We start from the raw sequence: 23,834 nt of genomic DNA, 5'->3' as shown, positions 1-23,834 counted from the left end.
GCTGTCTCTGCACCATCCCCTGGGTTTACGCAGGCTTCACGTATAGGGGGATCTTTTCCCTGGCAGAAACACCTTTTACCTACTCCTGAAAAGCGCGGACGGGCGGACTAGTGTTGGCAGTAGACCCGTGTGGGTTTTTTTGGAGAAGCAGTAATGGAGCGAATACATAAAGGATTCAAGGTTACGAGAAAGAACAAGCGGGCCGCGGCTTATACGTTGCCGTCAACCGCTGGGCAGGGACACGATCTGCCCTTGTCGGTCGTCGATGGGGCCGATGATGACTTGAATGGGGCGGTGGTCAATAACAGCGTCTTCTCGTTTGGTGCCGGGATGAGCCGCCTCAACCGGGAGTACACCTGCAAAAGCTATTTGCTGGCCAGCAGCTATGTGAGCGATGTCTTGAAACTGGGGCGGGGCACGCAGGCCTGGTATGACGAGTTCATCAAAGTCATGACTGGTCTGGGTTGGTTGCCGATCCGCAGCAGCTTCGAGCGGGTCACGACCTCGAAGAAGGGGCTGAGCGTGCAAATGGCGGCGCTTAACATCATCGCTAGTCTTGTGGCATCGACGTCGCTGTCGGGACCGCTGACGATGGGACTGCCCAAGTTAGCGGCGGATGCCTTTGAGGCGTTGAAGCAGCATCCGCAATCCTTCGACCTGTTCCAGCGAAATATCTCCACCCGTGAGGGCGGCGATTTCGGTCTGGCGTCCTGTTCCGAAATCGACGGAGAGGTGCTGATGGTGATGGTGACCTACAGCATTCACGACATCAGTAAAAAAGTCGGGGTGCCCTTTATCGAGTGGGACAGTTCGTCAGTCGAAGCCTTCAGTGGTAGAACCTGCCTGATGTTGAATCCGACGGTGGTCAACGAGGCGACGCTCAAGTTGTTGCGTGAACGCGTGGGGGACAAGGTATTGCTGGCCATCGCGCAATACAGGATCTGATCGTGGTTATGGCACCAGGTAACCGCGGACCCCGGTAAAGATAATCTGCGCCGCCAGCGCACATACAAACAAGCCCATCAAACGGCTGACAATTTGCAAGCCCTGGTCGCCGAGAATGCGTTCGATACGGTTGGACAGGTACAGCACCACGCCGACCGTTAGACTGGCCAGGGCAATACTCAAAATGGCGAGGAACTTGTCGTCCCAATGGGGTTGGCTGACGCCCATCACCAACAGTGCCCCAATGGTGCCGGGACCGACGGTCAGGGGAATGGTCAGCGGGACAATGGTCACGTCCTGTTGCACATTGTCGGTCTGTACCGCCGATTTACCCTGGGCCATGGCCAGGGCCGAAATGAACAGCACGCTGCCAGCGCCGATGCGGAACGCATCCACAGTGATGCCGAATACGCTGAAAATCACTCGTCCGAACAGGTAGAGCAAAACGCTCGACACCAGGGTGGCCAGGGCAACTTTCCAGGCCAGGCGCCGCCGCTCCTTGCTGGAGTAGCCACGGGTCAGGCTGATGAAACAGGACAGGACGAAGAAGGGGCTGTATAGCACCAGCATCTTCAAATAAACACTGAATAACACGTGGAGCATGGCAGGAGCTCACAGCGAAAGAGGGCGAGAGGGAGTTTATCAGGACTGTGGCGCGACGCTATCGGTGAAACAATGAGCCTGACGCATGACCCTCGTAGGGATCAAAAGCGGGGTATTTCAGCTCAGGAGGTAGGCGCCTCTTCCGGTTGTTCGCGGCGTGCGACCCAATACTCCACCAGCTCGCGCAGTTGCGACAACTCCACCGGTTTGGCCATGTGCCCGTCCATTCCCGCCTGGCGTGCGCGCTCCTTGTGTTCCGAGAGGATATGCGCGGTCAGCGCAACCACCGGGGTACGAATGCGCTGATTGCTGACTTCCCAGACCCGCAATTGCTGGGTCGCGGAGAAACCATCGAGAATAGGCATTTCGCAGTCCATCAGCACCAGGTCGTAACGCTGGGTCTTCATCGCCTGTAACGCTTCCTCACCATTGCTGGCGGTGTCCGGCTCCAGGTTGAGCTTGCCGAGCATGCCGCGAATGACTTTGGTCGAGATGCTGTTGTCTTCGGCCACCAGGATGCGGAAGTCGCTGGGCACCGTCACGCTGACAGGCGCGGCGGGGGGCACCTGGCGCGTCGGGACGATGCCTTTGCTGCGCTGGGTCAGTTCGTCGGCCAGGGTGGTCTTGAGGGTATATCCCGCCACTGGTTTGGCGAGGATGCGCTTGATCCCGCAGTTGCGCGCGATGATCTTGCTCGGGGCGTTGCTGATGCCGGTGAGCATGATCAGAAGGATGTCGTGATTCAGGCTCGGGTCTTCCTTGATCTTCGCCGCCAGTTGCATGCCCGTCATGCCGGGCATGTTCTGGTCCAGCAGGACCACGTCGAAATAGTCGCGCAAGTGCGCCTTGGTCCGCAGCAGGGCCAAGGCCTCTTTACCCGAAGGCACGGCGCTGACGTTCAAGCCCTAGGCGGTGCATTGTTGCACCAACACCTTGCGGCAGGTGTCGTTGTCGTCCACCACCAGTACCCGCGCGTCGCGCAGCGGGCCGTCGAGGTCGTTGGTCGGGTGTTCCAGGCGTTCCGGATCCAGGGGCAGGGTCAACCACAAGGTGCTGCCTTGTTGGCTGCCGCTCTTGATGCCGAATTCGCCGTTCATCAACAGGATCAGTTGACGGGCGATCACCAATCCCAGATGACCACTCAAGCGCGTGGCGGAGAGGAAGTTCTTGGTATGCAATTCGCTGTGCAACAACGCATCGCGTTCGGCAGCTTCCATCGGCACGCCACTGTCTTGTACGGCAATCCGCAGCCGCGGTTTGCTGCTGCGTTCATCCAGTGCCACGACAATCAGCACTTCGCCTTCGTCGGTCTTTTGCAGGGCGTTTTCCAACAGGCTCAGCAGCGTCTGGCGCAGGCGCGTCGGGTCGCCGCTGATGACGCGTGGCACCTGTGGCTGGATAAAGCTGATCAACTCGACATTCTGCTGCTCGGCCTTGGCGCGGAAGATGCTCAGGCAGTCTTCGATCAAGGCGTTGAGATCGAACTGCACGTCATCCAGTTCGATCTGCCCGGATTCGAGTTTGGAGATGTCGAGAATCTCGTTGATCAAGGTCAGCAACTCGTTGCCGGCACTGTGGATGGTTTGCACGTAGTCGCGCTGCTTGACCGACAAGGGTGTGCCCAACAGCAGTTCGGTCATGCCCAGCACACCGTTCATGGGGGTGCGGATTTCATGGCTAATCTTCGCCAGGAACTCGGCCTTGGCGGCGATTTCCGCGTTGCTGGCGGCCAGGTCGCGACTGAGACTGAAGCGGTCCTCGACGATGCTGCGCTGGCGTTCGCCCAAGGCCTGGCTCATCAGCAGGCCGCTGATGCAGATGACGCCGAGCAGGGTGACGATCAGGCCGTGGGGGGCGACCAGCGTCAGCCCCAGCAAGGCTGGCAGGATAATCAGTGTGCCGATGTTGAACACCACCATGGCGAGCATGAACAGCCGTGCCGGACGATAGCCTTTCTGCCAGTGGTAGGCCGAGACAAACAGCATGCTCAAGCCGGCCAGGGCCACCAAGGCGTAGGTGATGAGGTTCAGCGGCAGCGTATTGACGAACAGCAGCAACAACCCGCAAAGGGTGACCAGCAGGATGTCTGCCATCAGCAGTTTGTTCAGTGGGTGCGGACCCAGCGGGGCAAAGAAGCGATAAGCGAACATCAGCCCACACGGAGCGGTCAGCAGCAACGCCAGATAGGCTCCAGGGGTCTGCACCGCCGGCCAGTTCGGTAGCCACGGGCCGAGCAGGTTGAGCAACAACAGCAGGCTCAGCAGCAGCAACGCTTCGCAGGCCGCGAGCCACAGGCTGCTGCGGGAGCGATGATAGGCGTAGCGTGCGAGGTTATGCAGGATCAGCATCAACAGACAGCCGAACAGCAGTCCATACACCAGCGTCTGGTTCTGATTGGCGGCGGCCATGACCGCTGGCTCCAGGGTGATATACGGGCGTAGTTCATGCTCCGATACCAGGCGCACGTATACATCCAGCGGACGCTGGCTTTGCGGCAACGGCAGCATGAAGTCGCGGCTGGGCAACGGGCGGTCCGCCAGGGGCTGGCGGGCGCCGGTGTTCAATTGTTCCAGCAGGGCGTTGCCGTCCAGCACGTACAGGTTCAGATGCGCCAGGTCGGGAGCGAAGACCCGCAGCACTTGCTCGTGCTTGCCGGGTTGCAGCTTGAAACGTAGCCAAATCGCACTGTGGGGCTCGGACGCGGTGATCTGGTCCAGTTCGATGGGGCTGAATTGATTGGTGTAGCGCGGGGAGCGGATGTCGCTCAGTTGCAGGTCCGCCTGTTCATCAAGCAATACCGCCCAACCGCTGCCTTGCGCGGCGGCTTGGGCCGGAAGCAAGCAGAGCAGGGTCAGCAGGCTGACTGTAAAACCTATGGCGATCCTGAGCCAGCGCACGGCGAAATCCCTTCGTAGGTTAATGCACGGGGTTAACTATGCGCGGGACCGCAACAGTAGGGCAAGGGCCGGAGGCCCTTGCCTGACCGAACGGATAGCTGCTACTGATTTTCGCCTCGCTCGCGGGCAATGGCGCGGTAGCCGATGTCCTTACGGTAGAAGCAGCCCTGCCAATCGATTTTCGCCGCCAGTGTGTATGCCTGCTGCTGGGCAGCATCGACGCTCGCGCCCATGGCCGTTGCGCACAGTACGCGGCCACCCGCGGTTACGACCTTGCCATCCTTGAGCGCGGTGCCAGCGTGAAACACTTTGCCTTCCAGTGTAGCCGCGGCGTCCAGACCTTCAATCACCTCGCCCTTGGCGTAGTCGGCAGGGTAACCGCCGGCCGCCAATACGATCCCGACGCTTGGGCGTGGATCCCATTGGGCTTCGACCTTATCCAGCGCTTGGGCCAGGGCGGCTTCCACCAACAGGACCAGGCTCGATTGCAGGCGCAGCATCACCGGCTGGGTTTCCGGGTCGCCAAAGCGGCAGTTGAACTCGATGACTTTCGGGTTGCCGGCTTTGTCGATCATCAGGCCTGCGTACAGGAAGCCGGTATAGACGTTGCCTTCGTCGGCCATGCCACGCACGGTCGGCCAGATCACCAGATCCATGACGCGCTGATGCACCTCGGCAGTCACCACCGGAGCTGGGGAATACGCACCCATGCCGCCGGTATTGGGGCCCGTATCGCCGTCGCCGACGCGTTTGTGGTCCTGGCTGGTGGCCATTGGCAGGACGTTCTTGCCGTCGACCATCACAATGAAGCTGGCTTCTTCGCCGTCGAGGAATTCTTCAATCACCACGCGGGAACCGGCGTCGCCGAAAGTGTTGCCGGCCAGCATGTCGCGCACGGCCTCCTCGGCTTCGCCAAGGGTCATGGCGACGATCACGCCCTTACCGGCGGCCAGGCCGTCGGCCTTGATCACGATCGGTGCGCCTTTTTCACGCAGGTAAGCCAGCGCAGGCTCGATCTCGGTGAAGTTCTGATAGTCGGCGGTCGGGATCTTGTGGCGAGCCAGGAAGTCTTTGGTAAAGGCTTTCGAACCTTCCAGCTGGGCTGCGCCAGCCGTGGGGCCGAAGCAATCCAGGCCACGGCTGCGGAACAGGTCCACGACCCCGGCCACCAGCGGCACTTCAGGGCCGACGATGGTCAGGGAAACGTTCTTTTCGGCGAAATCGGCCAGTTGTTCCAGGGCCAGGACGTCGATGGCGACGTTTTCGCACTTGGCTTCGATGGCGGTGCCGGCGTTGCCTGGGGCGACGAACACTTTCTGTACGCGTGGGTCTTGGGCGACTTTCCAGGCCAGGGCGTGTTCACGGCCACCGCTGCCAATGATCAAAACATTCATTTCAAAAACCTCTGAGAAACGCTGTGCTTGCTTGTAGGAGCGAGCTTGCTCGCGAAAAGCCTGAGACCGCTGCGGGGTGTCAGGCTTACCGCGTTACTGTTGACGATCTTCGCGAGCAAGCTCGCTCCTACAGGGGGAAGCAGTGGTATTAGTGGCGGAAATGGCGCATGCCGGTAAAGACCATGGCGATGCCGGCTTCGTCGGCGGCGGCAATTACCTCGGCGTCACGCATCGAACCGCCTGGCTGGATCACCGCGGTGACGCCAGCCTTGGCCGCATTGTCGAGGCCGTCGCGGAACGGGAAGAACGCGTCCGATGCCATCACCGATCCCTGGACTTGCAGGCCCGCGTGTTCGGCCTTGATCGCAGCGATCCGCGCGGAGTTCACGCGGCTCATCTGGCCGGCTCCGACCCCGATGGTCTGGCGATTCTTGGCATACACGATAGCGTTGGATTTGACGTACTTGGCCACTTTCCAGGCGAAGATCAGGTCGTTGATCTCCTGCTCGGTCGGCGCACGTTTAGTCACGACCTTGAGGTCGCTGCTGCCGATCATGCCGATGTCGCGGCTCTGTACCAGCAAGCCGCCATTGACGCGCTTGTAGTCCCAGGCAGCGGCACGTTCAGTGGACCACTCACCGCAGGCCAGCAGGCGCACGTTAGCCTTGGCCGCCACGATGGCGCGGGCCTCGGCGCTGACGGAAGGGGCGATGATTACCTCAACGAACTGACGCTCGACGATGGCCTTGGCCGTTTCAGCATCCAGTTCACGGTTGAAGGCAATGATGCCGCCAAACGCCGATTCGGTATCGGTGGCGTAGGCCAGTTCATAGGCCTGGCGAATACCGCCTTCGGCGTCCGGGCTCACGGCCACGCCGCACGGATTGGCGTGCTTGACGATCACACAGGCCGGCTTGACGAAACTCTTCACGCACTCCAGCGCAGCGTCGGTGTCGGCCACGTTGTTGTACGACAGTTCCTTGCCTTGCAGTTGGGTCGCGGTGGCAATACCGACTTCGGCAGGCGTCGCTTCCACGTAGAACGCCGCGCTCTGGTGCGGGTTCTCGCCGTAGCGCATTTCCTGGGCCTTGATGAACTGGCTGTTGAAGGTGCGTGGGAACTGGCTGCGGCCTTCGGTGCTCAGGCTGTCGGCAGCCTGGTTCACGGTGCCCATGTAGTTGGCGATCATGCCGTCATACGCGGCGGTGTGTTCAAAGGCCTTGAGCATCAGGTCGAAACGCTGGGCATAGGTCAGGCCACCGGCTTTCAGGCTTTCCAGCACTTGACCGTAGTCACTGGCGTTGACCACGATGGCCACGTCCTTGTGGTTCTTGGCCGCCGAGCGAACCATGGTCGGGCCGCCGATATCGATATTTTCGATAGCGGTTGGCAGATCGCAGCCAGGCTTGGAGATCGTTGCCTCGAACGGGTAGAGGTTGACGGCCACCAGGTCGATCGGCTTGATGCCGTGCTCGCTCATGATGGCGTCGTCGATACCGCGACGGCCGAGGATCCCGCCGTGGATTTTCGGGTGCAGGGTCTTGACCCGACCGTCCATCATTTCTGCGAAACCGGTGTAATCCGCGACTTCTACTGCGGCCACGCCGTTGTCCTGCAGCAATTTGAAGGTCCCGCCGGTGGAAAGGATTTCCACGCCCAGGGCTTCCAGCTCCCGGGCAAATTCGAGGATCCCGGTCTTGTCGGAAACACTGATCAAGGCGCGGCGGATCGGCAGGCGGGTAGTCTGGTCGGTCATCTCAATTTCCATCAAAAGCAAAGGAGTCAGCAAAAAAGGCGACCGGTTTTACGCGGGCGCCTTTCTGGTTTGATTGAATGCTTACAGCAAATCGTACTGCTTGAGTTTCTTGCGCAGCGTGCCACGGTTGAGCCCGAGTAGCTCGCTGGCCTTGGTCTGGTTGCCCTTGACGTAGTTCATCACGCTTTCGAGCAACGGCGCCTCGACTTCGGATAGCACCAGGTTGTACACGTCCGTGACGGAAGCGCCCTCAAGGTGGGCGAAATAATTGTGCAGCGCCTTTTCGACACTCCCGCGAAGGGTCTGGCCTTCTTCGCTCGGCGTGTTGAGGTGCTGTTTCAAATTGACGTTGTCGCTCACGGGTGCTGTTCCACTCACTAAAGTCTCGGTCATCATCGTCATGCGGCCACCCCTTGGCTCTTATAACGCTCGCAGAAGAACTCACGAACGTTGGCGCACTGTGCTTCCGTATCATCCAAACGATTGAAGTGGGCGCGAAACTCCTTGGCGCCCGGCAAGGTTGCGAGATACCAGCCGACATGTTTGCGAGCAATACGTACTCCCATCACGTCTCCATAGAAGGCGTGCAGTGCGGCCAGATGCTCAAGCAGAATACGTTCCACCTCGCTCAGCTCCGGTGCCGGCAGCAGGTCGCCGGTACGCAGAAAATGCTCGATCTCACGAAAAATCCACGGCCGCCCCTGGGCAGCCCGGCCAATCAACAAGCCATCGGCACCGGTCGCGTGCAGTACGCGCCGGGCTTTCTCGGCAGAATCGATGTCGCCATTGGCGAAGACCGGAATCGACACCGCCTGCTTGATCGCGGCAATCGTGTCGTACTCGGCTTCACCGGTATAAAGATCGGCGCGGGTGCGGCCATGCACCGCCAGTGCTGTAATGCCCGCCTGTTCGGCGATCTTCGCCACCGTCAGGCCATTCTTGTTCTCCCGGTCCCAACCGGTGCGGATCTTCAGGGTGACCGGCACATCGACTGCAGCGACAACGGCCTGCAGGATCTCGTTCACCAACTGCTCATCCTTCAACAGGGCGGAACCGGCGGCCTTGTTGCAGACCTTTTTTGCCGGGCAACCCATGTTGATATCAATAATCTGCGCCCCCAGCTCGACGTTGGCGCGGGCCGCGTCCGCCAGCATTTGCGCGTCGCCACCGGCGATCTGTACCGAGCGGGGCTCGGGATCACCTGAGTGGATCATACGCATCCGCGACTTGCGGGTGTTCCACAAACTCATGTCGCTGGTGACCATTTCCGAGACGACAAGCCCTGCACCCAAACGTTTGCACAGCTGACGAAAGGGCTGGTCGGTGACGCCCGCCATCGGGGCGAGGATCAAGCCATTGTGTAATGTATATGGGCCGATGCGTACCGCCGACATAGGACTTCCCTGTTGTGGGGCCGGATCATTAGAGTTCGAAAAAGGGTTGGCATGATACCCGCTCTCGATGACTGGTTAAAGGCTGAATTGGATAAAATCTGAGCAGCTGTTTTTTTATCGCCAGCGGTTAGGTCCTGGACCGTCGAGTCAGAAAGCTGCCGTCAAACTTACCCGCCTGGACCCATTCACTCCGGAGAGTGGAAGCTCAGGCTGTAGTTCACCGCCCTGTTACCCGGGTCGAGAATGTCCAGTGCGATGTGAATCGGCGTCTGGGACGGCATCTCGGTCTGTCCTGCCAGCTCTCCGCTAAGGTATTCGGCGGGTTTGAAGCGCCGGCTGGCAATCATCCGGCCATTGAGGTCCGCGAAGCGTAGTTCCAGCAGCGGGAAAGGTTGGGAAAAGGTCGCTCGGTTATAGATGATCGCGTCCACTACCAAGGCGCCGGCGAACTCCGGATGGCTGCGCACCACCAGATTGCTGCTCTTGATATGCGCCACATCGACCCGCGAAGGCACCGTGCAGCCCAGTGTCGGGCACAGCTCCTGGAACCAGGAGCGGTAGTTGTCCTGGCGCGCCAGTTCGTCGAACTGGTAGGCAATGTATTGGCCGCCCAGCGCCGCCGCCGCCAGCAACACCAGTGTCAGCCAGAGCAAACGGCGACCGAGGCTGGCGGGGCGCTTGCCGGTGTAAAGGTGCAGCGGGTCGTCTTCCAGGCCTTGCAGCATTTCGTCATGGGCGCTGGTCGTGGCGCGAGGTCGCTTGCGGGCCGGTTGTGGCTCCTCCGGCTCAGCCTGCGGCGCGTCGGGCTCGGCGCTGATGGCTGGGGCGGGCGGGTCGACGTCGTCATCGTGGGAGTGGGCATGGAACGGCGGCTCATCGTCCGGTTCAAGGCTGTCAAATGACATCGACGGTTCGGTGCGCTTTGGTTTTCCCGGGGGCACCGGCGCCAACTCAGGTCCATCGTCGGCTGCGTCAAAGGGCTCGGCCGGTTCGTCAGGCTGGTCGCTGAACAGGCTGGCCGCCCACCGTTGTTCTTCTGCCTTGGCCGTATCGCGGCTGGCGCTGAGCACCTCGTCCTTTTGCCGGCGCTCAGCACCAGGCTGACGCCGGTCGGCGTCCTGGGGCTGAGCGTGTTTAATCTCCCGGCGTTCCAGCCTGGCCAGTTCCTCATCCAGATCCAGATTGTCCAGGTCGAGCACTTCGGCGTTCCATTGCTGTTGGCTGATGGCTCGCGGTGGCGCGTCGGCGGCTGGCGCTTCCTGGACCGGGGCCTCGGACGCCTGGGCGCGCTGCTCCAGCAGCTGTCGGGCCGCACTGAATACTTGTAGGCAGGAGCCGCAACGAACCACGCCGCGGGCCACGTTCAATTGAGCATGGTTGACGCGAAAACGAGTCTGGCAATGCGGGCACTGGGTGACGAAGCTGTCGGTCATGCGGCCATCCGATTCATGCAGGCGCTCATTCTAACGCCGGCGGCCGCTAATGCGTACCCAGCCATCGCGGTTGACGATAGGGTCCAGTTCGAAATCCTGCGCATAGGCGCCAGCCACTTCTTCGCCCTGCTCGGCGAGGATCCCCGACAGCGCCAGGCGCCCACCCGGCTTGACCAGGCTGGACAGTTGTGGCGCCAAGGCGACCAGTGGACCGGCCAGAATGTTGGCGACCAGTACATCGGCCTGCACCTGGGGCAATTGCTGCGGCAGATACAATGGGAATTTGTCTTCGGCAATGTTATTGCGCCCGGCGTTGTCGCGGGACGCTTCCAGGGCTTGCACATCGATATCGGTGCCGACGGCTTCCTTGGCGCCCAGCAGCAGGGCGGCGATCGCGAGGATCCCCGAACCGCAACCGAAGTCGAGGACGTTGCAGTCCTTCAGGTCCTGACCGTCGAGCCATTCCAGGCACAGCGCGGTGGTCGGATGGGTGCCGGTGCCGAACGCCAGGCCTGGGTCCAGCAGCAGGTTGACGGCGTCGGGCTCAGGCGCGGCGTGCCAGCTCGGGACGATCCACAGGCGTTGACCAAAACGCATGGGCTGGAAATTGTCCATCCAACTGCGCTCCCAGTCCTGGTCCTCGATCACTTCGCTGTGATGCTCAGGCAGCGGTCCGCCGGTCAGCAGCTCCATGTGGGCGAAGACACTGTCGGCGTCGGTACCGTCTTCGAACAGGGCCAGCAGATGGGTGTGGGACCATAGGGGTGTGGTGTTCAGTTCCGGCTCGAAGATCGGCTGGTCTTCGGCGTCCATGAAAGTGACCGAGACGGCACCCACTTCGAGGAAAGCGTCTTCGTAGGTTTCGGCTTGTTCCGGGCTGATGGCGAGGCGGACTTGCAGCCAAGGCATGGCGGGCACCTTTGAAAAAATGAGTGTGTGCAGCCATGTCCGGCCACGAAAGCGCGCCAGTTTACGCGAGAGCAAGACCTTGTGGCGAGGGGGCTTGTCTGTGGCGAGGGGGCTTGTCCTGTGGCGAGGGGGCTTGTCCCCCGTTGGGCTGCGTAGCAGCCCCCAAACCTGTCACCCCAGTTGGGACTGAAGGACCGCAGTGATTTTTTGGGGGGGCTGCTGCGCAGCCCAACGGGGGACAAGCCCCCTCGCCACAGGACAAGCCCCCCTTGCCACATGAAAACGGGGATTCAGATAATGCTGGTCGCGGGGAAGCGCTTTGCCCTGAGCAATGAGTTCGACACCGCGGCTGTTGCAGATACAACAAAGCCGCCCGAAGGCGGCTTTGTTGGTCGGAGCACAAACTTACTGGTTGGCCAGCTTGTGTTCCAGGTAGTGGATGTTGACCCCACCTTCGCAGAAACCTTCATCACGAACCAGATCCCGATGCAACGGGATGTTGGTCTTGATGCCGTCGACCACGATTTCGTCCAGGGCATTGCGCATACGGGCCATGGCCTCGTCGCGGGTTGCGCCCCAAGTGATCAGCTTGCCGATCAGCGAGTCGTAGTTGGACGGGACCTTGTAGCCGCTGTACAGGTGCGAGTCGACGCGAACGCCGTTGCCGCCCGGAGCATGAAAATGCTTGACCAGGCCTGGACTCGGGATAAAGGTTTTTGGATCTTCGGCGTTGATCCGGCACTCCAGGGAGTGGCCGTGCATCTTCACGTCATCCTGGGTGAACGACAGCGTGTTGCCAGCGGCGATGCTCAGCATCTCCTTGACGATGTCGACGCCCGTGACCATTTCCGATACCGGGTGCTCTACCTGCACGCGAGTGTTCATCTCGATGAAGTAGAAGCGGCCATTTTCGTACAGGAACTCGAACGTGCCGGCGCCACGGTAGTTGATGTCGATGCAGGCCTTGACGCAGCGCGCCAGCACTTCCTGGCGTGCATCTTCATCCAGACCCGGTGCCGGGGCTTCTTCCAGGACCTTCTGGTGACGGCGTTGCAGCGAGCAGTCGCGATCGCCCAAGTGGATGGCGTGACCCTGGCCGTCGGACAATACCTGGACTTCCACGTGACGCGGGTTGGTCAGGTATTTTTCCAGGTAGACCATCGGGTTGCTGAACCAGGCGCCCGCTTCTTCGCGAGTCTGCTTGGCCGCTTCGATCAGGTCTTCTTCCTTGTGCACCACGCGCATGCCGCGACCACCGCCGCCGCCGGCGGCCTTGATGATCACCGGGTAGCCGACTTCGCGACCGATGCGCAGTGCGGTTTCCGGGTCTTCGGGCAGCGGGCCGTCGGAACCAGGAACCGTCGGCACGCCCGCGGCAATCATCGCGGCCTTGGCCGATACCTTGTCGCCCATCAGGCGAATGGTGTCGGCTTTCGGGCCGATGAAGGCAAACCCGGATTTTTCCACCTGTTCGGCGAAATCGGCGTTTTCCGCGAGGAAGCCGTAGCCCGGGTGAATGCCGTCAGCACCGGCCACTTCGGCCGCGGCGATGATGTTCGAGACCTTCAGGTACGAGTTCGTGGCCAGTGGCGGGCCGATGCAGATGCTTTCGTCCGCCAGTTTCACGTGCATCAATTCGGTATCGGCCGTCGAGTAAACAGCGACGGTCTTGATGCCCTCTTCCTTACAGGCGCGCAGGATACGCAGCGCGATCTCGCCGCGGTTGGCGATCAGGACTTTTTGCAGTTTCTTCGCAGGTTTCAACATCGAAGGCGCTCCGCGGTTCAAACGATGGTGAACAGCGGCTGGTCGTACTCAACCGGCTGACCGTTTTCTACCAGAATGGATTCGATCACGCCGGCTTTCTCAGCGGTGATGTGGTTCATCATCTTCATCGCTTCCACGATGCAAATGGTGTCGCCGACTTTCACGGTTTTGCCCACTTCAACGAAAGCTGGCGAGGTCGGTGCCGGGGTGCGGTAGAAAGTACCGACCATTGGCGACTTGACCACGAAGCCGTTCAGCACAGGCTCGGCGGGAGCTGCAGGGGCAGCGGCAACCGGCGCGGCGGCTGGTGCGGCAGCGGCCGGTGCTTGCATCTGTGGCGCGTAGAATTGCTGGGCTGGGGTTTTGCTGTGGCGGCTGATCCGTACGGATTCCTCGCCTTCCTTGATCTCCAGCTCGTCGATACCGGATTCTTCCAGCAGTTCGATCAGTTTCTTAACTTTACGGATATCCATGAATCATCAACTCCCAAGGGTCGGTCAGGGGCGTATAGCCGGGGCTTCAAGTTGTTCCAGGGCGGCCTCCAGGGCCAGTCGGTAACCGCTGGCGCCAAGGCCGCAGATCACTCCTACCGCAACGTCGGAGAAGTAAGAGTGATGGCGGAAAGCTTCGCGTTTGTGCACGTTGGATAAATGCACTTCGATGAATGGGATGCTCACCGCCAGCAGCGCGTCACGTAATGCAACGCTTGTGTGCGTAAAAGCGGCGGGGTTGATCAGAATAAAGTCCACGCCTTCGCTACGGGCAGCGTGAATGCGATCAATCAATTCATACTCGGCATTGCTTTGCAGGTAGAGCAAATGGTGGCCGGCTTCACGGGCTCGTCTTTCCAGATCGAGGTTGATCTGCTCGAGGGTCGCTGCCCCATAGACCCCCGGTTCGCGGGTGCCGAGCAGGTTCAGGTTGGGTCCGTGCAGAACCAGTAAGGTCGCCATCGGCTGTTCCTTGTTATTGATTGAGGGACGGCAGAACCCGGCGACTATGCCGCAAAGCCTTTGTGACTGTCCAGTTCTCTGCAATAGCCAGCACGATGAGCGAGGATTGCGCAAAATTTGTGACTAGGCTGGAAGGTTTGGTCATGGGTGTGGGGGCGGGGTTGCGACCGCAGTCCTCCTTGTAGGAGCGAGCTTGCTCGCGAAGGACCTCAACGATGACGCGGAAAATCTGGCACCCCAAGGCGTTCTCGGGTTTTTCGCGAGCAAATTCGCTCCTACAGTGAGAAGGCGGCGTTGCCCCCGCTCTTCACAAAGTCCGGAATCGAATCAAACACGGAACGCCTGTACGGCTGTGTTGAGTTGCCCGCCAAGCACCAGCAAATGTTCGCCCTGGCTGCGACCCTGGCCGATGCGCAGCAAATTATCCTCGCCCAACTGATGAATCCGCTCACTGTTATCCCGAATCTCACTGACCGCATCGCTCTGCTGGGCCGTGACATCGGCAATTCGCACGGCAGTCTCGGAAATGGTCTGTATCGCACCGACGATTTCATCCAGTGCGCCATCGGCTGCCTGAGCCTGCTGGGCGGTAGCTTCGGCGTGTTCGACCTGGGCGCGCATACCTTCCACCGATTGTCGGGCGGCGGTTTGCAGGCCGGCGATCAGGGTCTGGATTTCTGCGGTGGCGCCAGCGGTGCGCTGCGCCAGGGAACGGACTTCGTCGGCGACCACCGCGAACCCGCGTCCGGCTTCCCCGGCGCGGGCCGCTTCGATGGCGGCGTTCAGCGCCAACAAGTTGGTCTGATCGGCAATTGAACGAATCACCGTCAGTACGCTACCGATAGTGGCGGATTCTTCAGCGAGTTTTTCAATCATCTGGGCGTTGTCCTGGACTTCGCCCACTAGCGCGTGCAGGCCGGTCAGGCTCAAGCCGATCACCCGCTGCCCATGCTCCACCGCGTCGCCCGCGCTACGGCTGGCATCGGCCGCCTGGCTGGCGTCACCGGCAACTTGTTGAATGGTGGCCTCCAGCTCGCCCAGGGAGTCACGGATTTGCGCGGTGTCACCGGCCTGGCGCTCAGCGCCTTGGTGCATGCTGTTGCTCAGCTCCGCCAAGGCGCCGCTGCTGCCGGCCACTTGCTCGGCATTGCCTCTGATGGTGCCGACCAGATCCACCAGATAGGCCCGCAGGCGATTGAGGGATTCCTCGATGTCTTGCAGTTCGCGATTAGTCTTGCCCAGCGCGATGTTCTGGCTGAAATCGCCTTCGGCCCAAGTGGACAGTGCCGGCGCCAGGTTGGTCAGGACTCTCGACAGCCGGCGTTGCAGGGTATCGATCAGCAACGCGATCAGCAGGATCAGGCCAATCATCGCCCCCTGTATCAAGCGCACTTCGCCCTGGATCTGCCCGTGTTGAGCGCGCACCACCGGTTCCAGCGTGGCGATGGCGTGTTGCACGGTATCGATTTTCAGGTGGGTGGCGGCTGCCAGGTCGGCGCGTTTCTGGATTAGCTCGCGGGTGCGCGCAAGTTCAGCCGGGTAACGTGTCAACAAGCTATTGAGCTCGCGCTTGAGGTCAACGCCAGTATCCTGGGCGAGGGTTTTTTCGCTGGTTTCCAGGCCCATCATCGCGGAGAAATCGTCGCTGTTGGACTCGCTGCTGGCGGTGACGCCCAACAGTGGCAGTTGTTCAAGCAGGGCCGCCTGGTCGCGGATGTTGGCGAGTCCGCGCTCTACATCTCCGGCCAGTTCGCTGCGCCCGCTGCTGACCAGCTTGTCCCGGGCCAGTGACAGCTTGGCCAGGTGCTGGGACGCCGCCAGCAGTGGCGGCAGATAGCGCGCAGCGTCAACGGAGTCGACGCCTGTGGCGTACTGGCTCAGTTGTTCGAGATTGGCGCCCAGTTCGCGTTCGGCTTGCAACAGCAATCCCTGCGGGTCACCGGCCAATTTGCCGGCGGCCAGCAGGTCGGTCTTGCTGAAACTGTCCAGGTCGAGAAGGCTGGGGCGCAGTTCTTGCGTCAACTGCGGCGGCAACTCATCCAGTTGCAGTATCAGGTTTTCCACGCTCTGGCTGGCGCTGCTCAAGCGCAAGGCATCGCCGCTGGACAGGTAATCCTCGATATTGCTCGCGGTCTGGTTCTGGAAGGCCTGGGACAGGCCCAGATAGCGCTCCATCAGTTGATAAGGTCGCTCCAGCGCGCGTTGTGACCACCAGAGCGTAGCGCCCAGGGCCAGGCAAACGGCAACCAGCAGGAGAGTGTTCAAATTCGTCAGCAGCTTCAGGCGCATGCGTGGTTTCAACCAACGGCAGAAAGATAAGTGCCTGAAGTTATTGCGTTTTCATTACAGCGTTATGACGGAGCGGGTGGAGTTCGATGAAAAGATGGCACTTTGCCTTGCGGTGTCCGAAGCCACCACCCGATTACGCCCGGCATCCTTGGCACGGTACAGCGCTTCGTCGGCCTGGGCGGCCATCATCAGGCTGTCCGAGTCATCGCACAGTTCCACGACACCCGCGCTGAACGTACACCACAAATCTTGCGGCTGGGCCGGGTAGTGGATTTCGGCAAAGCGCCCACGGATTTCGTCGAGCACCTTGCAGGCCGCATCCAGGTCGGTGTCGGGCATGACAATGGCGAATTCTTCGCCGCCGTAACGCCCGATAAAGTCGGTCTTGCGCAGCCGCTGCTTGAGAAACAACGCCAGACTCTTGATGACCCGGTCGCCCATGGGATGCCCGTGGCTGTCGTTGACGCGCTTGAAGTGATCAATGTCGAGCATCGCAAAGCTCAGTGGCTTGCTCTCGCGACGGGCGCGAAAGCTGCAGTCCTCCAGCAATTGCAGGATGTGCGTGTGGTTATACAGGCCGGTCAGGCTGTCGCGCACCATCCGCGCCTTGAGATGACGGGCGCGCGCCGCGCGATTGCGCACCGTGGTAATCAAGTGGCGGGGCTTGATCGGCTTGGTGAGGAAGTCGTCGCCGCCCTCGCTCATCGCATCCAACTGTTTGTCCAGGTCGTCTTCGGCCGACAGGTAAATGATCGGCACGCTGACATAACGGTCGTTGTGGCGAATGACTTTGGCCAGTTCGGTGCCGGTACAGGCAGGCATGTACATATCGAGGATAATCAGGTCGGGCTGGAAATCCGCCAGTTCGGCCATGGCCTGAATCGGCTCGATCAGCGTCCGGGTGATAATCCCGGCACTGTTAAGCAGGCGTTCGGTGTGCATGGCCTGGGCACGAGAGTCATCGATAATCAGCACTTTATAAGGTTCGTACTGGGCGACGCAGGTCAGTACTTCGATCTTTTCCAGCAGGCTCGAGGCTTCCAGGGTGCCAGTCAAGAATTCCTGACCACCCGCCCGCACAGCGGCCAGGCGGGTCGGGGTGTCGGTCTCATGCAGACTGAAGAACAGTAGCGGCAGTTTCTGCTCCAGGCCTGTCTGGGCTTCGGCCGCCAGTTCCAGCCCTACGCCGGGGCCGCAGAAGTCCACGTCCATTACGATCGCGGCGGGCAGGCGCTCGGCCATGCAGGCGCGGAAGGCTGCGAGGCTGTCGAGGGATTGTGCGCTCAGGCCGAAAAACTCCAGCTGCTTGGCCAGTCGCTCGGCGCGGTCGTGATCGGCCAGCATCACGTAGATCGGTTTGCGCATCGGCGGCAGGAGGGTTTGATCAAGGTGGTCGCCCTGACGCAACCCGGTGCGTGACAAGCGCTGCATCAAGCGGTTGAGTTCGCCGATCAGGCTGCTGCTCAGGCGGCCGCGGTTATCGTTCACCGCTTTGAGGGAGTCGATGATGTGCCGCGCCAGCTGACCGTGCTCGGCTTGTTCGAAACGCTCGGCGAAACGCAACAGACGCAGGCTGGCTTCGCTGAGTTCGGACAAATCGGCGCTCGACCATTCGCTGCGCTGTAGGCGCTGCCAGATCTCGAGGATTTGACGTGCCTGATGGATTACGCGCTGGGCAAAATGGTGTTTGAGACGCTCACGGCTGGGATCTTCTGACTCGGTCATATCCTGACTACTAGGTAAGGGCGCATGCTGAGATCGACTGATGGCTCTATGCTAGCATCTCTTTAGATTTGCAAGGGTGTCATACGTCAATTAACTGCAAGGTCCCGCCTATTGGTTTGCTGACCGGTAGGTCAAGTAGGCGCAAAAGCGTGCTTCCTTTATAGTTCAGCTTCGCCTTGGCGCCACTCTGATTAAAAGCCCCGCACGCGCGGGCACGATGGGGTAGGGTTGTGGTCGTAGCTATTGAACTCAAGTGACTGAAAGGATATTCGCCATGCTGGACTGGAAAAACCGTACAGGCAGCGCTCCGGGCCCAAACCCAGCGCCGAAGTCAGCCTCCCGCAGCTATTTTCGCAATCTGCTGATGAGCCGGGCCCTGCTGACCCTGGTTGTCTTGTACCTGTTGGTCACCAGTGCCCTGGGTTGGTACTGGAGTTCCGAGCCTGATTTATTTCCGGTCCAGCAGAACGCGCAAATCGCGGCTGAGAAAGAAGGCAAGAAAATGGTGCTGGGTTTCACCACTGTTGAAACCCTCAAGACGGTCGTGGGCACCTTGCTCGACAAGCCAGGCGGTTACATTTCCAACGACCGTTTTCCGCCAGGCCTGTGGATGGACAACATGCCGAGTTGGGAATACGGCGTACTGGTCCAGGTGCGTGACCTGACCCGTGCCCTGCGCAAGGACTTTGCCCGCTCCCAGTCGCAATCGGCGGAAGATGCCGACTTGGCCAAGGCCGAGCCGCGCTTTAACTTCGACAACAAGAGCTGGGTACTGCCGTCCAGCGAATCGGAATACCAGGAAGGCATCAACTCCCTGAGCCGCTATGAAGCGCGGCTGTCGGATCCCAATCAGAAAGGCGCATTGTTCTATGCGCGTGCCGACAACCTGAACAACTGGCTGGGGGACGTCGCCACCCGCTTGGGCTCATTGTCGCAACGGCTGTCGGCCAGCGTCGGCCGGGTCAAGCTCAACACCTCCCTGAAAACCGAGTCCCTGGCGCCGGGTCAGGTGCCGCAGGTCGACGAAGAAGTGGTGGAAACACCGTGGATGCAGATCGATAACGTGTTCTACGAAGCGCGCGGCCAGGCCTGGGCCTTGTCCCACCTGTTGCGTGCCATCGAAGTCGACTTCGCCGATGTGCTGGCCAAGAAGAACGCCACCGTCAGCGTGCGTCAGATCATTCGTGAACTGGAAGCGTCGCAGGAAACCCTGTGGAGCCCGATGATCCTCAACGGCAGTGGCTATGGTGTGTTGGCCAACCACTCGCTGGTCATGGCCAACTATATTTCCCGGGCCAACGCGGCGGTGATCGACCTGCGTCAACTGCTCAACCAGGGTTGATCGATGAGCGATAGCAGCAAAGAGGCCGCCCACCGCGCGGCCTCGGATGCCGAACACATTGCCTGGGTCGACGAGCAGGACAATCTGCTCGGCTCCCTGGTACGCGCCGACCTGCGCGAGCGCGGCCTGATCGGGCGCGGCACTTACATCATGTTGTTCAATGGCGCAGGTGAGCTGTGTGTGCATCGTCGCACCCTGAGTAAAGCCATCTATCCCGGTTACTGGGACGTGGCGGCGGGCGGGATGGTGGCGGCCGGCGAGACGTATGCTCAGTCGGCGGCGCGGGAACTGGAAGAGGAACTGGGCGTCAGCGGCGTGGAGTTGACCGCCCACGATCACTTTTTTTTCGAGGATACCGATAACCGGCTCTGGTGCTCGGCGTTCTCGGCGGTATGGGATGGGCCGCTGCGTTTGCAGCCCGAAGAGGTGCTGGAAGCGCGTTTCATGTCGATTGAAGCGGTGCTCGAGGACATCCAGCAAAAGGACTATTGCCCCGACTCCCTGGCTGCGTTGAAACGCTATCTGGCCGCACGTCGCTAAACTTGCATGAAATGGCGCTATTTGGCTCTTAGCAAGGGCGCTTTTTGTGGTTACACTGCGCGACTTTTCAAGCCGAACCGCCGAAGGATCCATGATCCCTGCGGTTCGGTTGCGCTGCCCCTGCCTGAGTGGGGTTTCGCGGTCAGTGACCGGTTGCAGGTCCTGATCAGTCTTTGTCCTCCCAAGAGGATTGCCGGTGGCCAAAAAAGCCGCATCCTTCGCCGCCCTTGGTGGCCTGGTATTCTCCACCGACGCAGGTCGTCATTGTCCGGACTGTCGCCAGCCCGTCGATGCCTGTACCTGCAAACAGACCCTGATTCCCGAAGGCGATGGCATTGCCCGCGTACGGCGCGAGAGCAAAGGCCGTGGCGGCAAGACGGTGACCGCCATCAGCGGTGTGCCATTGGCTGGCGAACCGCTCAAGGAGTTGGCCACCACGCTGAAAAAGCGCTGTGGCACCGGAGGCGCTGTGAAAGACGGGGTCATCGAAATCCAGGGCGATCATGTCGAATTGCTGTTGGGCGAGCTGATCAAGCTCGGTTACAAGGCCAAGAAGTCCGGCGGCTAGCAGCCTCTGTGAAACCCACCCCGATGACCTGCGGCTTATCGCTTGATTGTCGTCCCCATGGGTTTCACAGAGCCTGTTCCTGACCGGTGTCTAAACTCTGTCCTGCGAGTGGGGTCTACCTCCCTTGCAGGCAAATCGTCATTTTCACACTTTAGACTGCGCCAGCCTCTGACTTGGGTGGCGCTCTTCGACTTTATATAGGGGACTTCGATGTCCGTACGACGTACACGCAAAGACGATGGCAGCCAATGGACAGTTGCGGACAGCCGCAGTGTTTACGGGATTCGCCATTGGGGGGCCGGATATTTCGCGATCAATGATGCCGGTCGCGTTGAAGTCCGTCCGAACGGCCCGAACAGCACCCCCGTCGATTTGTATGAACAAGTCGACCAACTGCGCAAAAGTGGTCTGTCCCTGCCGCTGCTGGTGCGCTTCCCGGATATCCTGCAAGATCGCGTTCGCCAGTTGACCGGTGCCTTCGACGCGAATATCGAGCGCCTGGAATACCAGAGCAAATACACCGCGTTGTACCCGATCAAGGTCAACCAGCAGGAAGCGGTGATCGAAAACATCATCGCCACGCAAAACGTCTCCATTGGCCTGGAAGCCGGCTCCAAGCCGGAGCTGCTGGCCGTGCTGGCCCTGGCGCCGAAGGGCGGCACCATTGTTTGCAACGGTTACAAGGACCGCGAGTTCATCCGCCTGGCGTTGATGGGCCAGAAACTCGGTCACAACGTGTTTATCGTGATCGAGAAAGAGTCTGAAGTCGCGCTGGTGATCGAAGAAGCGGCCAACCTCAAGGTCAAGCCACAGGTTGGCCTGCGAGTGCGCCTGTCGTCCCTGGCGTCGAGCAAGTGGGCGGACACCGGCGGCGAAAAATCCAAGTTCGGCCTGTCGGCGGCACAGCTGTTGTCGGTGGTTGAGCGCTTCCGCGGCGCCGGCCTGGATCAGGGCATCCGCCTGCTGCACTTCCACATGGGCTCGCAGATCGCCAACCTGGCGGACTACCAGCACGGGTTCAAGGAAGCCATCCGTTACTACGGCGAACTGCGCAACCTCGGCCTGCCGGTGGATCACATCGACGTCGGTGGCGGCCTGGGCGTGGACTACGACGGTACTCACTCGCGTAACGCCAGCTCGATCAACTACGATATGGACGATTACGCCGGTGTCGTGGTGGGCATGCTCAAGGAATTCTGCGATGCCCAAGGCCTGCCGCACCCGCACATTTTCTCCGAGAGCGGCCGTTCCCTGACCGCCCACCATGCCATGCTGGTGGTGCAAGTCACCGACGTCGAGAAACACAACGATGACGTGCCGGTCATCGAAAACAAGGAAACCCTGCCGGAAACCGTGCAATGGCTGGTGGACCTGCTGGGCCCGACCGACATCGAAATGGTCACCGAAACTTATTGGCGCGCCACGCACTACATGAGTGATGTGGCTACCCAATACGCCGATGGCAAGCTGACCTTGGCGGAAAAAGCCCTGGCTGAACAGTGCTACTTCGCCGTATGCCGGCGCCTGCACAACTCGTTGAAGGCGCGCCAGCGTTCCCATCGCCAGGTGCTGGACGAACTCAACGACAAGCTGGCCGACAAGTACATCTGCAACTTCTCGGTATTCCAGAGCCTGCCGGACACCTGGGCCATCGGCCAGGTGCTGCCGATCCTGCCGCTGCACCGTCTCGACGAAGAGCCGCTGCGTCGTGCGGTGCTGCAGGATCTGACCTGCGACTCCGACGGCAAGATCAAGCAATACGTCGATGAGCAGAGCATCGAGACCAGCCTGCCGGTGCATGGCTTGAAGGACGGCGAGGACTACCTGCTGGGGATTTTCCTGGTGGGCGCTTACCAGGAAATCCTCGGTGACATGCACAACCTGTTCGGCGACACCGACTCGGTGAACATTTACCAGCGTGAAGATGGTTCGGTGTACAGCGCCGGCATCGAGACCCACGACACCATCGAAGACATGCTGCGATACGTGCACTTGTCGCCGGAGGAGTTGATGACGCACTACCGCGACAAGTGCGCCAGCGCGAAGATCAGCGCCAGCGAACGTACGCAGTTCCTTGATGCTTTGCGGTTGGGGCTGACGCGTTCGTCTTACCTGTCCTCATAAGGCAGGCAGAGGTCCAAATTGTGGGAGCAAGCCCGCTTGTGTCTTGATCTAGGAATAAACTCTGGGGTGAGAGGGGTGGATGGCAAGCTGCAAGTCCGCGGTGCTCAAAGCACGTGTGGGAGCCGAGCTGCCATCCACCTTTCCACTCTGGCCTACAAGCCCGAACAGTTGGACGAGCAGCCACTCGAAATCACAAGCGTGGGCAAAGCCAGAGCACTCTCACATCTGAGTGTAAGAGGGTTTTGCCATGATTTCCTGGGTCGGTATCGACATCTCAAAATCAAACCTTGTCGTCTGGGTTAAACCACAGAGCGAAGGTTTCGATGTTTCAAACACTTCAGAAGGATTTCTTGAGCTGATTCGACGATTGAGTCAGTTTGAAGTCAGTCTGATTTTGCTGGAGGCCACCGGGGGCTATGAGCGTAATGCCATGGCGGCTCTGCAAGGCGCAAACTTCAAGGTGCTCAGGGTCAATCCTCGCCGAGCCAGATCCTTTGCCGTGGCGATGGGCAAGAATGCGAAGACTGACGCTATTGATGCGGCCGTTCTAGCAGACTTTGCTGAAGTGCTGAATGCCTCAAGCAGCAAGGTTATTTCGCCTGAGCGTGAAGCGCTCCGCGAGCTGGTTCAGCAGCGCGAGCATTTCGTTCAGCAACGAGACGACAATAAGCGCCGTCTTCAGCAAGCCCAGCTACCAGCCGTTATTGCGCTGATCAAAGGCCATATTCACTTCCTGCAAACGCAAATCAGGCAACTTGATAAGGCCATCAATCAGAGCATGCACGAACTGGACGCAGAAAAAGCCCAGCGGCTCATCTCTGTTAAAGGTATCGGTACGGTTGCCACCGCGAGTTTGCTGGTTTATCTGCCCGAACTAGGTGAGCTTGATCGCCGTGAGGTTGCGGCCTTGGCAGGTATCGCGCCCTTGAACGACGACAGCGGTAATCACAGCGGGAAGCGACATATCTATGGAGGCAGAGCCCGTGTCAGACGGGCTCTGTACATGTCCTGCTGGGTTGTAATCCGCCATCAGCCCGACTTCAAGGCACGCTACGAAGGCCTTCGAGAGCGAGGTAAGAGCGCGAAGGTCGCGCTCATCGCCTGCATGCGTGTACTGCTGATTAGGCTCAATGCCATGTTGCGAGATGGCACTGAGTGGCGGTGACGAATGGCATGGTGAAGACAGTTGCTCCCA

At 60.3% G+C, this 23,834-nt stretch carries 18 protein-coding genes and 1 pseudogene; 6 read left to right on the top strand and 13 right to left on the bottom strand.

The window, feature by feature from the left end:
- The first annotated feature begins 153 nt into the window (after positions 1 to 153).
- On the top strand, positions 154 to 945 hold the full coding sequence (locus BLU75_RS19675) for a hypothetical protein (protein WP_084380936.1): 792 nt from the start codon (positions 154 to 156) through the stop codon (positions 943 to 945).
- A gap of 6 nt (positions 946 to 951) precedes the next feature.
- On the opposite strand, the gene BLU75_RS19670 is transcribed toward BLU75_RS19675, so the two are convergent.
- The 13 genes and pseudogenes from BLU75_RS19670 to BLU75_RS19610 all read right to left on the bottom strand — a co-directional run bounded on the left by BLU75_RS19670 (position 952) and on the right by BLU75_RS19610 (position 18,065).
- A complete protein-coding gene (locus BLU75_RS19670) occupies positions 952 to 1,548 on the bottom strand; it encodes a MarC family protein (protein WP_084380937.1) in 597 nt (198 codons plus the stop codon).
- A 122-nt stretch (positions 1,549 to 1,670) separates the two neighbouring features.
- A pseudogene (locus tag BLU75_RS19665) lies at positions 1,671 to 4,445 on the bottom strand (hybrid sensor histidine kinase/response regulator).
- Positions 4,446 to 4,546: 101 nt separating this feature from the next.
- Positions 4,547 to 5,839 carry a phosphoribosylamine--glycine ligase gene (gene purD / locus BLU75_RS19660; protein WP_084380939.1) on the bottom strand — a complete coding sequence of 431 codons (1,293 nt, stop codon included), beginning with the start codon at positions 5,837 to 5,839 and terminating at the stop codon, positions 4,547 to 4,549.
- Positions 5,840 to 5,987: 148 nt separating this feature from the next.
- A complete protein-coding gene (purH, locus tag BLU75_RS19655) occupies positions 5,988 to 7,595 on the bottom strand; it encodes a bifunctional phosphoribosylaminoimidazolecarboxamide formyltransferase/IMP cyclohydrolase (RefSeq protein WP_084380940.1) in 1,608 nt (535 codons plus the stop codon).
- 81 nt (positions 7,596 to 7,676) lie between these two features.
- Positions 7,677 to 7,997, bottom strand: coding sequence for a DNA-binding transcriptional regulator Fis (fis, locus tag BLU75_RS19650; protein ID WP_003221275.1), 321 nt, complete (start codon positions 7,995 to 7,997; stop codon positions 7,677 to 7,679).
- Positions 7,994 to 8,989 carry a tRNA dihydrouridine synthase DusB gene (dusB, locus tag BLU75_RS19645; protein ID WP_084380941.1) on the bottom strand — a complete coding sequence of 332 codons (996 nt, stop codon included), beginning with the start codon at positions 8,987 to 8,989 and terminating at the stop codon, positions 7,994 to 7,996. Before dusB ends, fis begins: the two co-directional genes overlap by 4 nt.
- Before the next feature lie 185 nt (positions 8,990 to 9,174).
- Positions 9,175 to 10,422 (bottom strand): DUF3426 domain-containing protein, encoded by a 1,248-nt coding sequence (locus tag BLU75_RS19640; protein WP_084380942.1) that lies wholly within the window; start codon positions 10,420 to 10,422, stop codon positions 9,175 to 9,177.
- A 30-nt stretch (positions 10,423 to 10,452) separates the two neighbouring features.
- Positions 10,453 to 11,331 carry a 50S ribosomal protein L11 methyltransferase gene (prmA, locus tag BLU75_RS19635; protein WP_084380943.1) on the bottom strand — a complete coding sequence of 293 codons (879 nt, stop codon included), beginning with the start codon at positions 11,329 to 11,331 and terminating at the stop codon, positions 10,453 to 10,455.
- 405 nt (positions 11,332 to 11,736) lie between these two features.
- On the bottom strand, positions 11,737 to 13,098 hold the full coding sequence (gene accC / locus BLU75_RS19630; RefSeq protein ID WP_084380944.1) for an acetyl-CoA carboxylase biotin carboxylase subunit: 1,362 nt from the start codon (positions 13,096 to 13,098) through the stop codon (positions 11,737 to 11,739).
- Between the two features lie 17 nt (positions 13,099 to 13,115).
- Positions 13,116 to 13,571, bottom strand: coding sequence for an acetyl-CoA carboxylase biotin carboxyl carrier protein (accB, locus tag BLU75_RS19625; protein WP_084380945.1), 456 nt, complete (start codon positions 13,569 to 13,571; stop codon positions 13,116 to 13,118).
- Positions 13,572 to 13,595: 24 nt separating this feature from the next.
- Positions 13,596 to 14,051, bottom strand: a complete 456-nt coding sequence (aroQ, locus tag BLU75_RS19620; RefSeq protein ID WP_084380946.1) for a type II 3-dehydroquinate dehydratase — start codon at positions 14,049 to 14,051, stop codon at positions 13,596 to 13,598.
- A gap of 327 nt (positions 14,052 to 14,378) precedes the next feature.
- Complete coding sequence (locus BLU75_RS28370; RefSeq protein ID WP_414860574.1) at positions 14,379 to 15,146, bottom strand: methyl-accepting chemotaxis protein; 768 nt, start codon at positions 15,144 to 15,146, stop codon at positions 14,379 to 14,381.
- Positions 15,147 to 16,394: 1,248 nt separating this feature from the next.
- The gene (locus BLU75_RS19610; protein ID WP_084380948.1) at positions 16,395 to 18,065 is read right to left on the bottom strand and encodes a response regulator; all 1,671 of its coding nucleotides are present in this window, start codon (positions 18,063 to 18,065) and stop codon (positions 16,395 to 16,397) included.
- Positions 18,066 to 18,339: 274 nt separating this feature from the next.
- Between BLU75_RS19610 and BLU75_RS19605 the strand changes: the two genes are divergently transcribed.
- The 5 genes from BLU75_RS19605 to BLU75_RS19585 all read left to right on the top strand — a co-directional run bounded on the left by BLU75_RS19605 (position 18,340) and on the right by BLU75_RS19585 (position 23,804).
- The gene (locus BLU75_RS19605) at positions 18,340 to 19,407 is read left to right on the top strand and encodes a DUF2333 family protein (RefSeq protein WP_084380949.1); all 1,068 of its coding nucleotides are present in this window, start codon (positions 18,340 to 18,342) and stop codon (positions 19,405 to 19,407) included.
- 3 nt (positions 19,408 to 19,410) lie between these two features.
- The gene (locus BLU75_RS19600; protein WP_084380950.1) at positions 19,411 to 19,947 is read left to right on the top strand and encodes an NUDIX hydrolase; all 537 of its coding nucleotides are present in this window, start codon (positions 19,411 to 19,413) and stop codon (positions 19,945 to 19,947) included.
- Between the two features lie 196 nt (positions 19,948 to 20,143).
- Positions 20,144 to 20,515: a translation initiation factor Sui1 gene (locus BLU75_RS19595; protein ID WP_084380951.1), complete on the top strand. Its 372-nt coding sequence runs from the start codon at positions 20,144 to 20,146 to the stop codon at positions 20,513 to 20,515.
- Between the two features lie 210 nt (positions 20,516 to 20,725).
- On the top strand, positions 20,726 to 22,639 hold the full coding sequence (gene speA / locus BLU75_RS19590; protein WP_084380952.1) for an arginine decarboxylase: 1,914 nt from the start codon (positions 20,726 to 20,728) through the stop codon (positions 22,637 to 22,639).
- Positions 22,640 to 22,886: 247 nt separating this feature from the next.
- Positions 22,887 to 23,804, top strand: coding sequence for an IS110 family transposase (locus tag BLU75_RS19585; RefSeq protein WP_084381955.1), 918 nt, complete (start codon positions 22,887 to 22,889; stop codon positions 23,802 to 23,804).
- The last annotated feature ends 30 nt before the right edge of the window (positions 23,805 to 23,834 follow it).

The organism is Pseudomonas mucidolens (assembly GCF_900106045.1).
Taxonomy (GTDB): domain Bacteria; phylum Pseudomonadota; class Gammaproteobacteria; order Pseudomonadales; family Pseudomonadaceae; genus Aquipseudomonas; species Aquipseudomonas mucidolens.
Note: the sequence above shows the minus strand (reverse complement) of the source record. Positions and strands in the feature narration are given on the sequence as shown.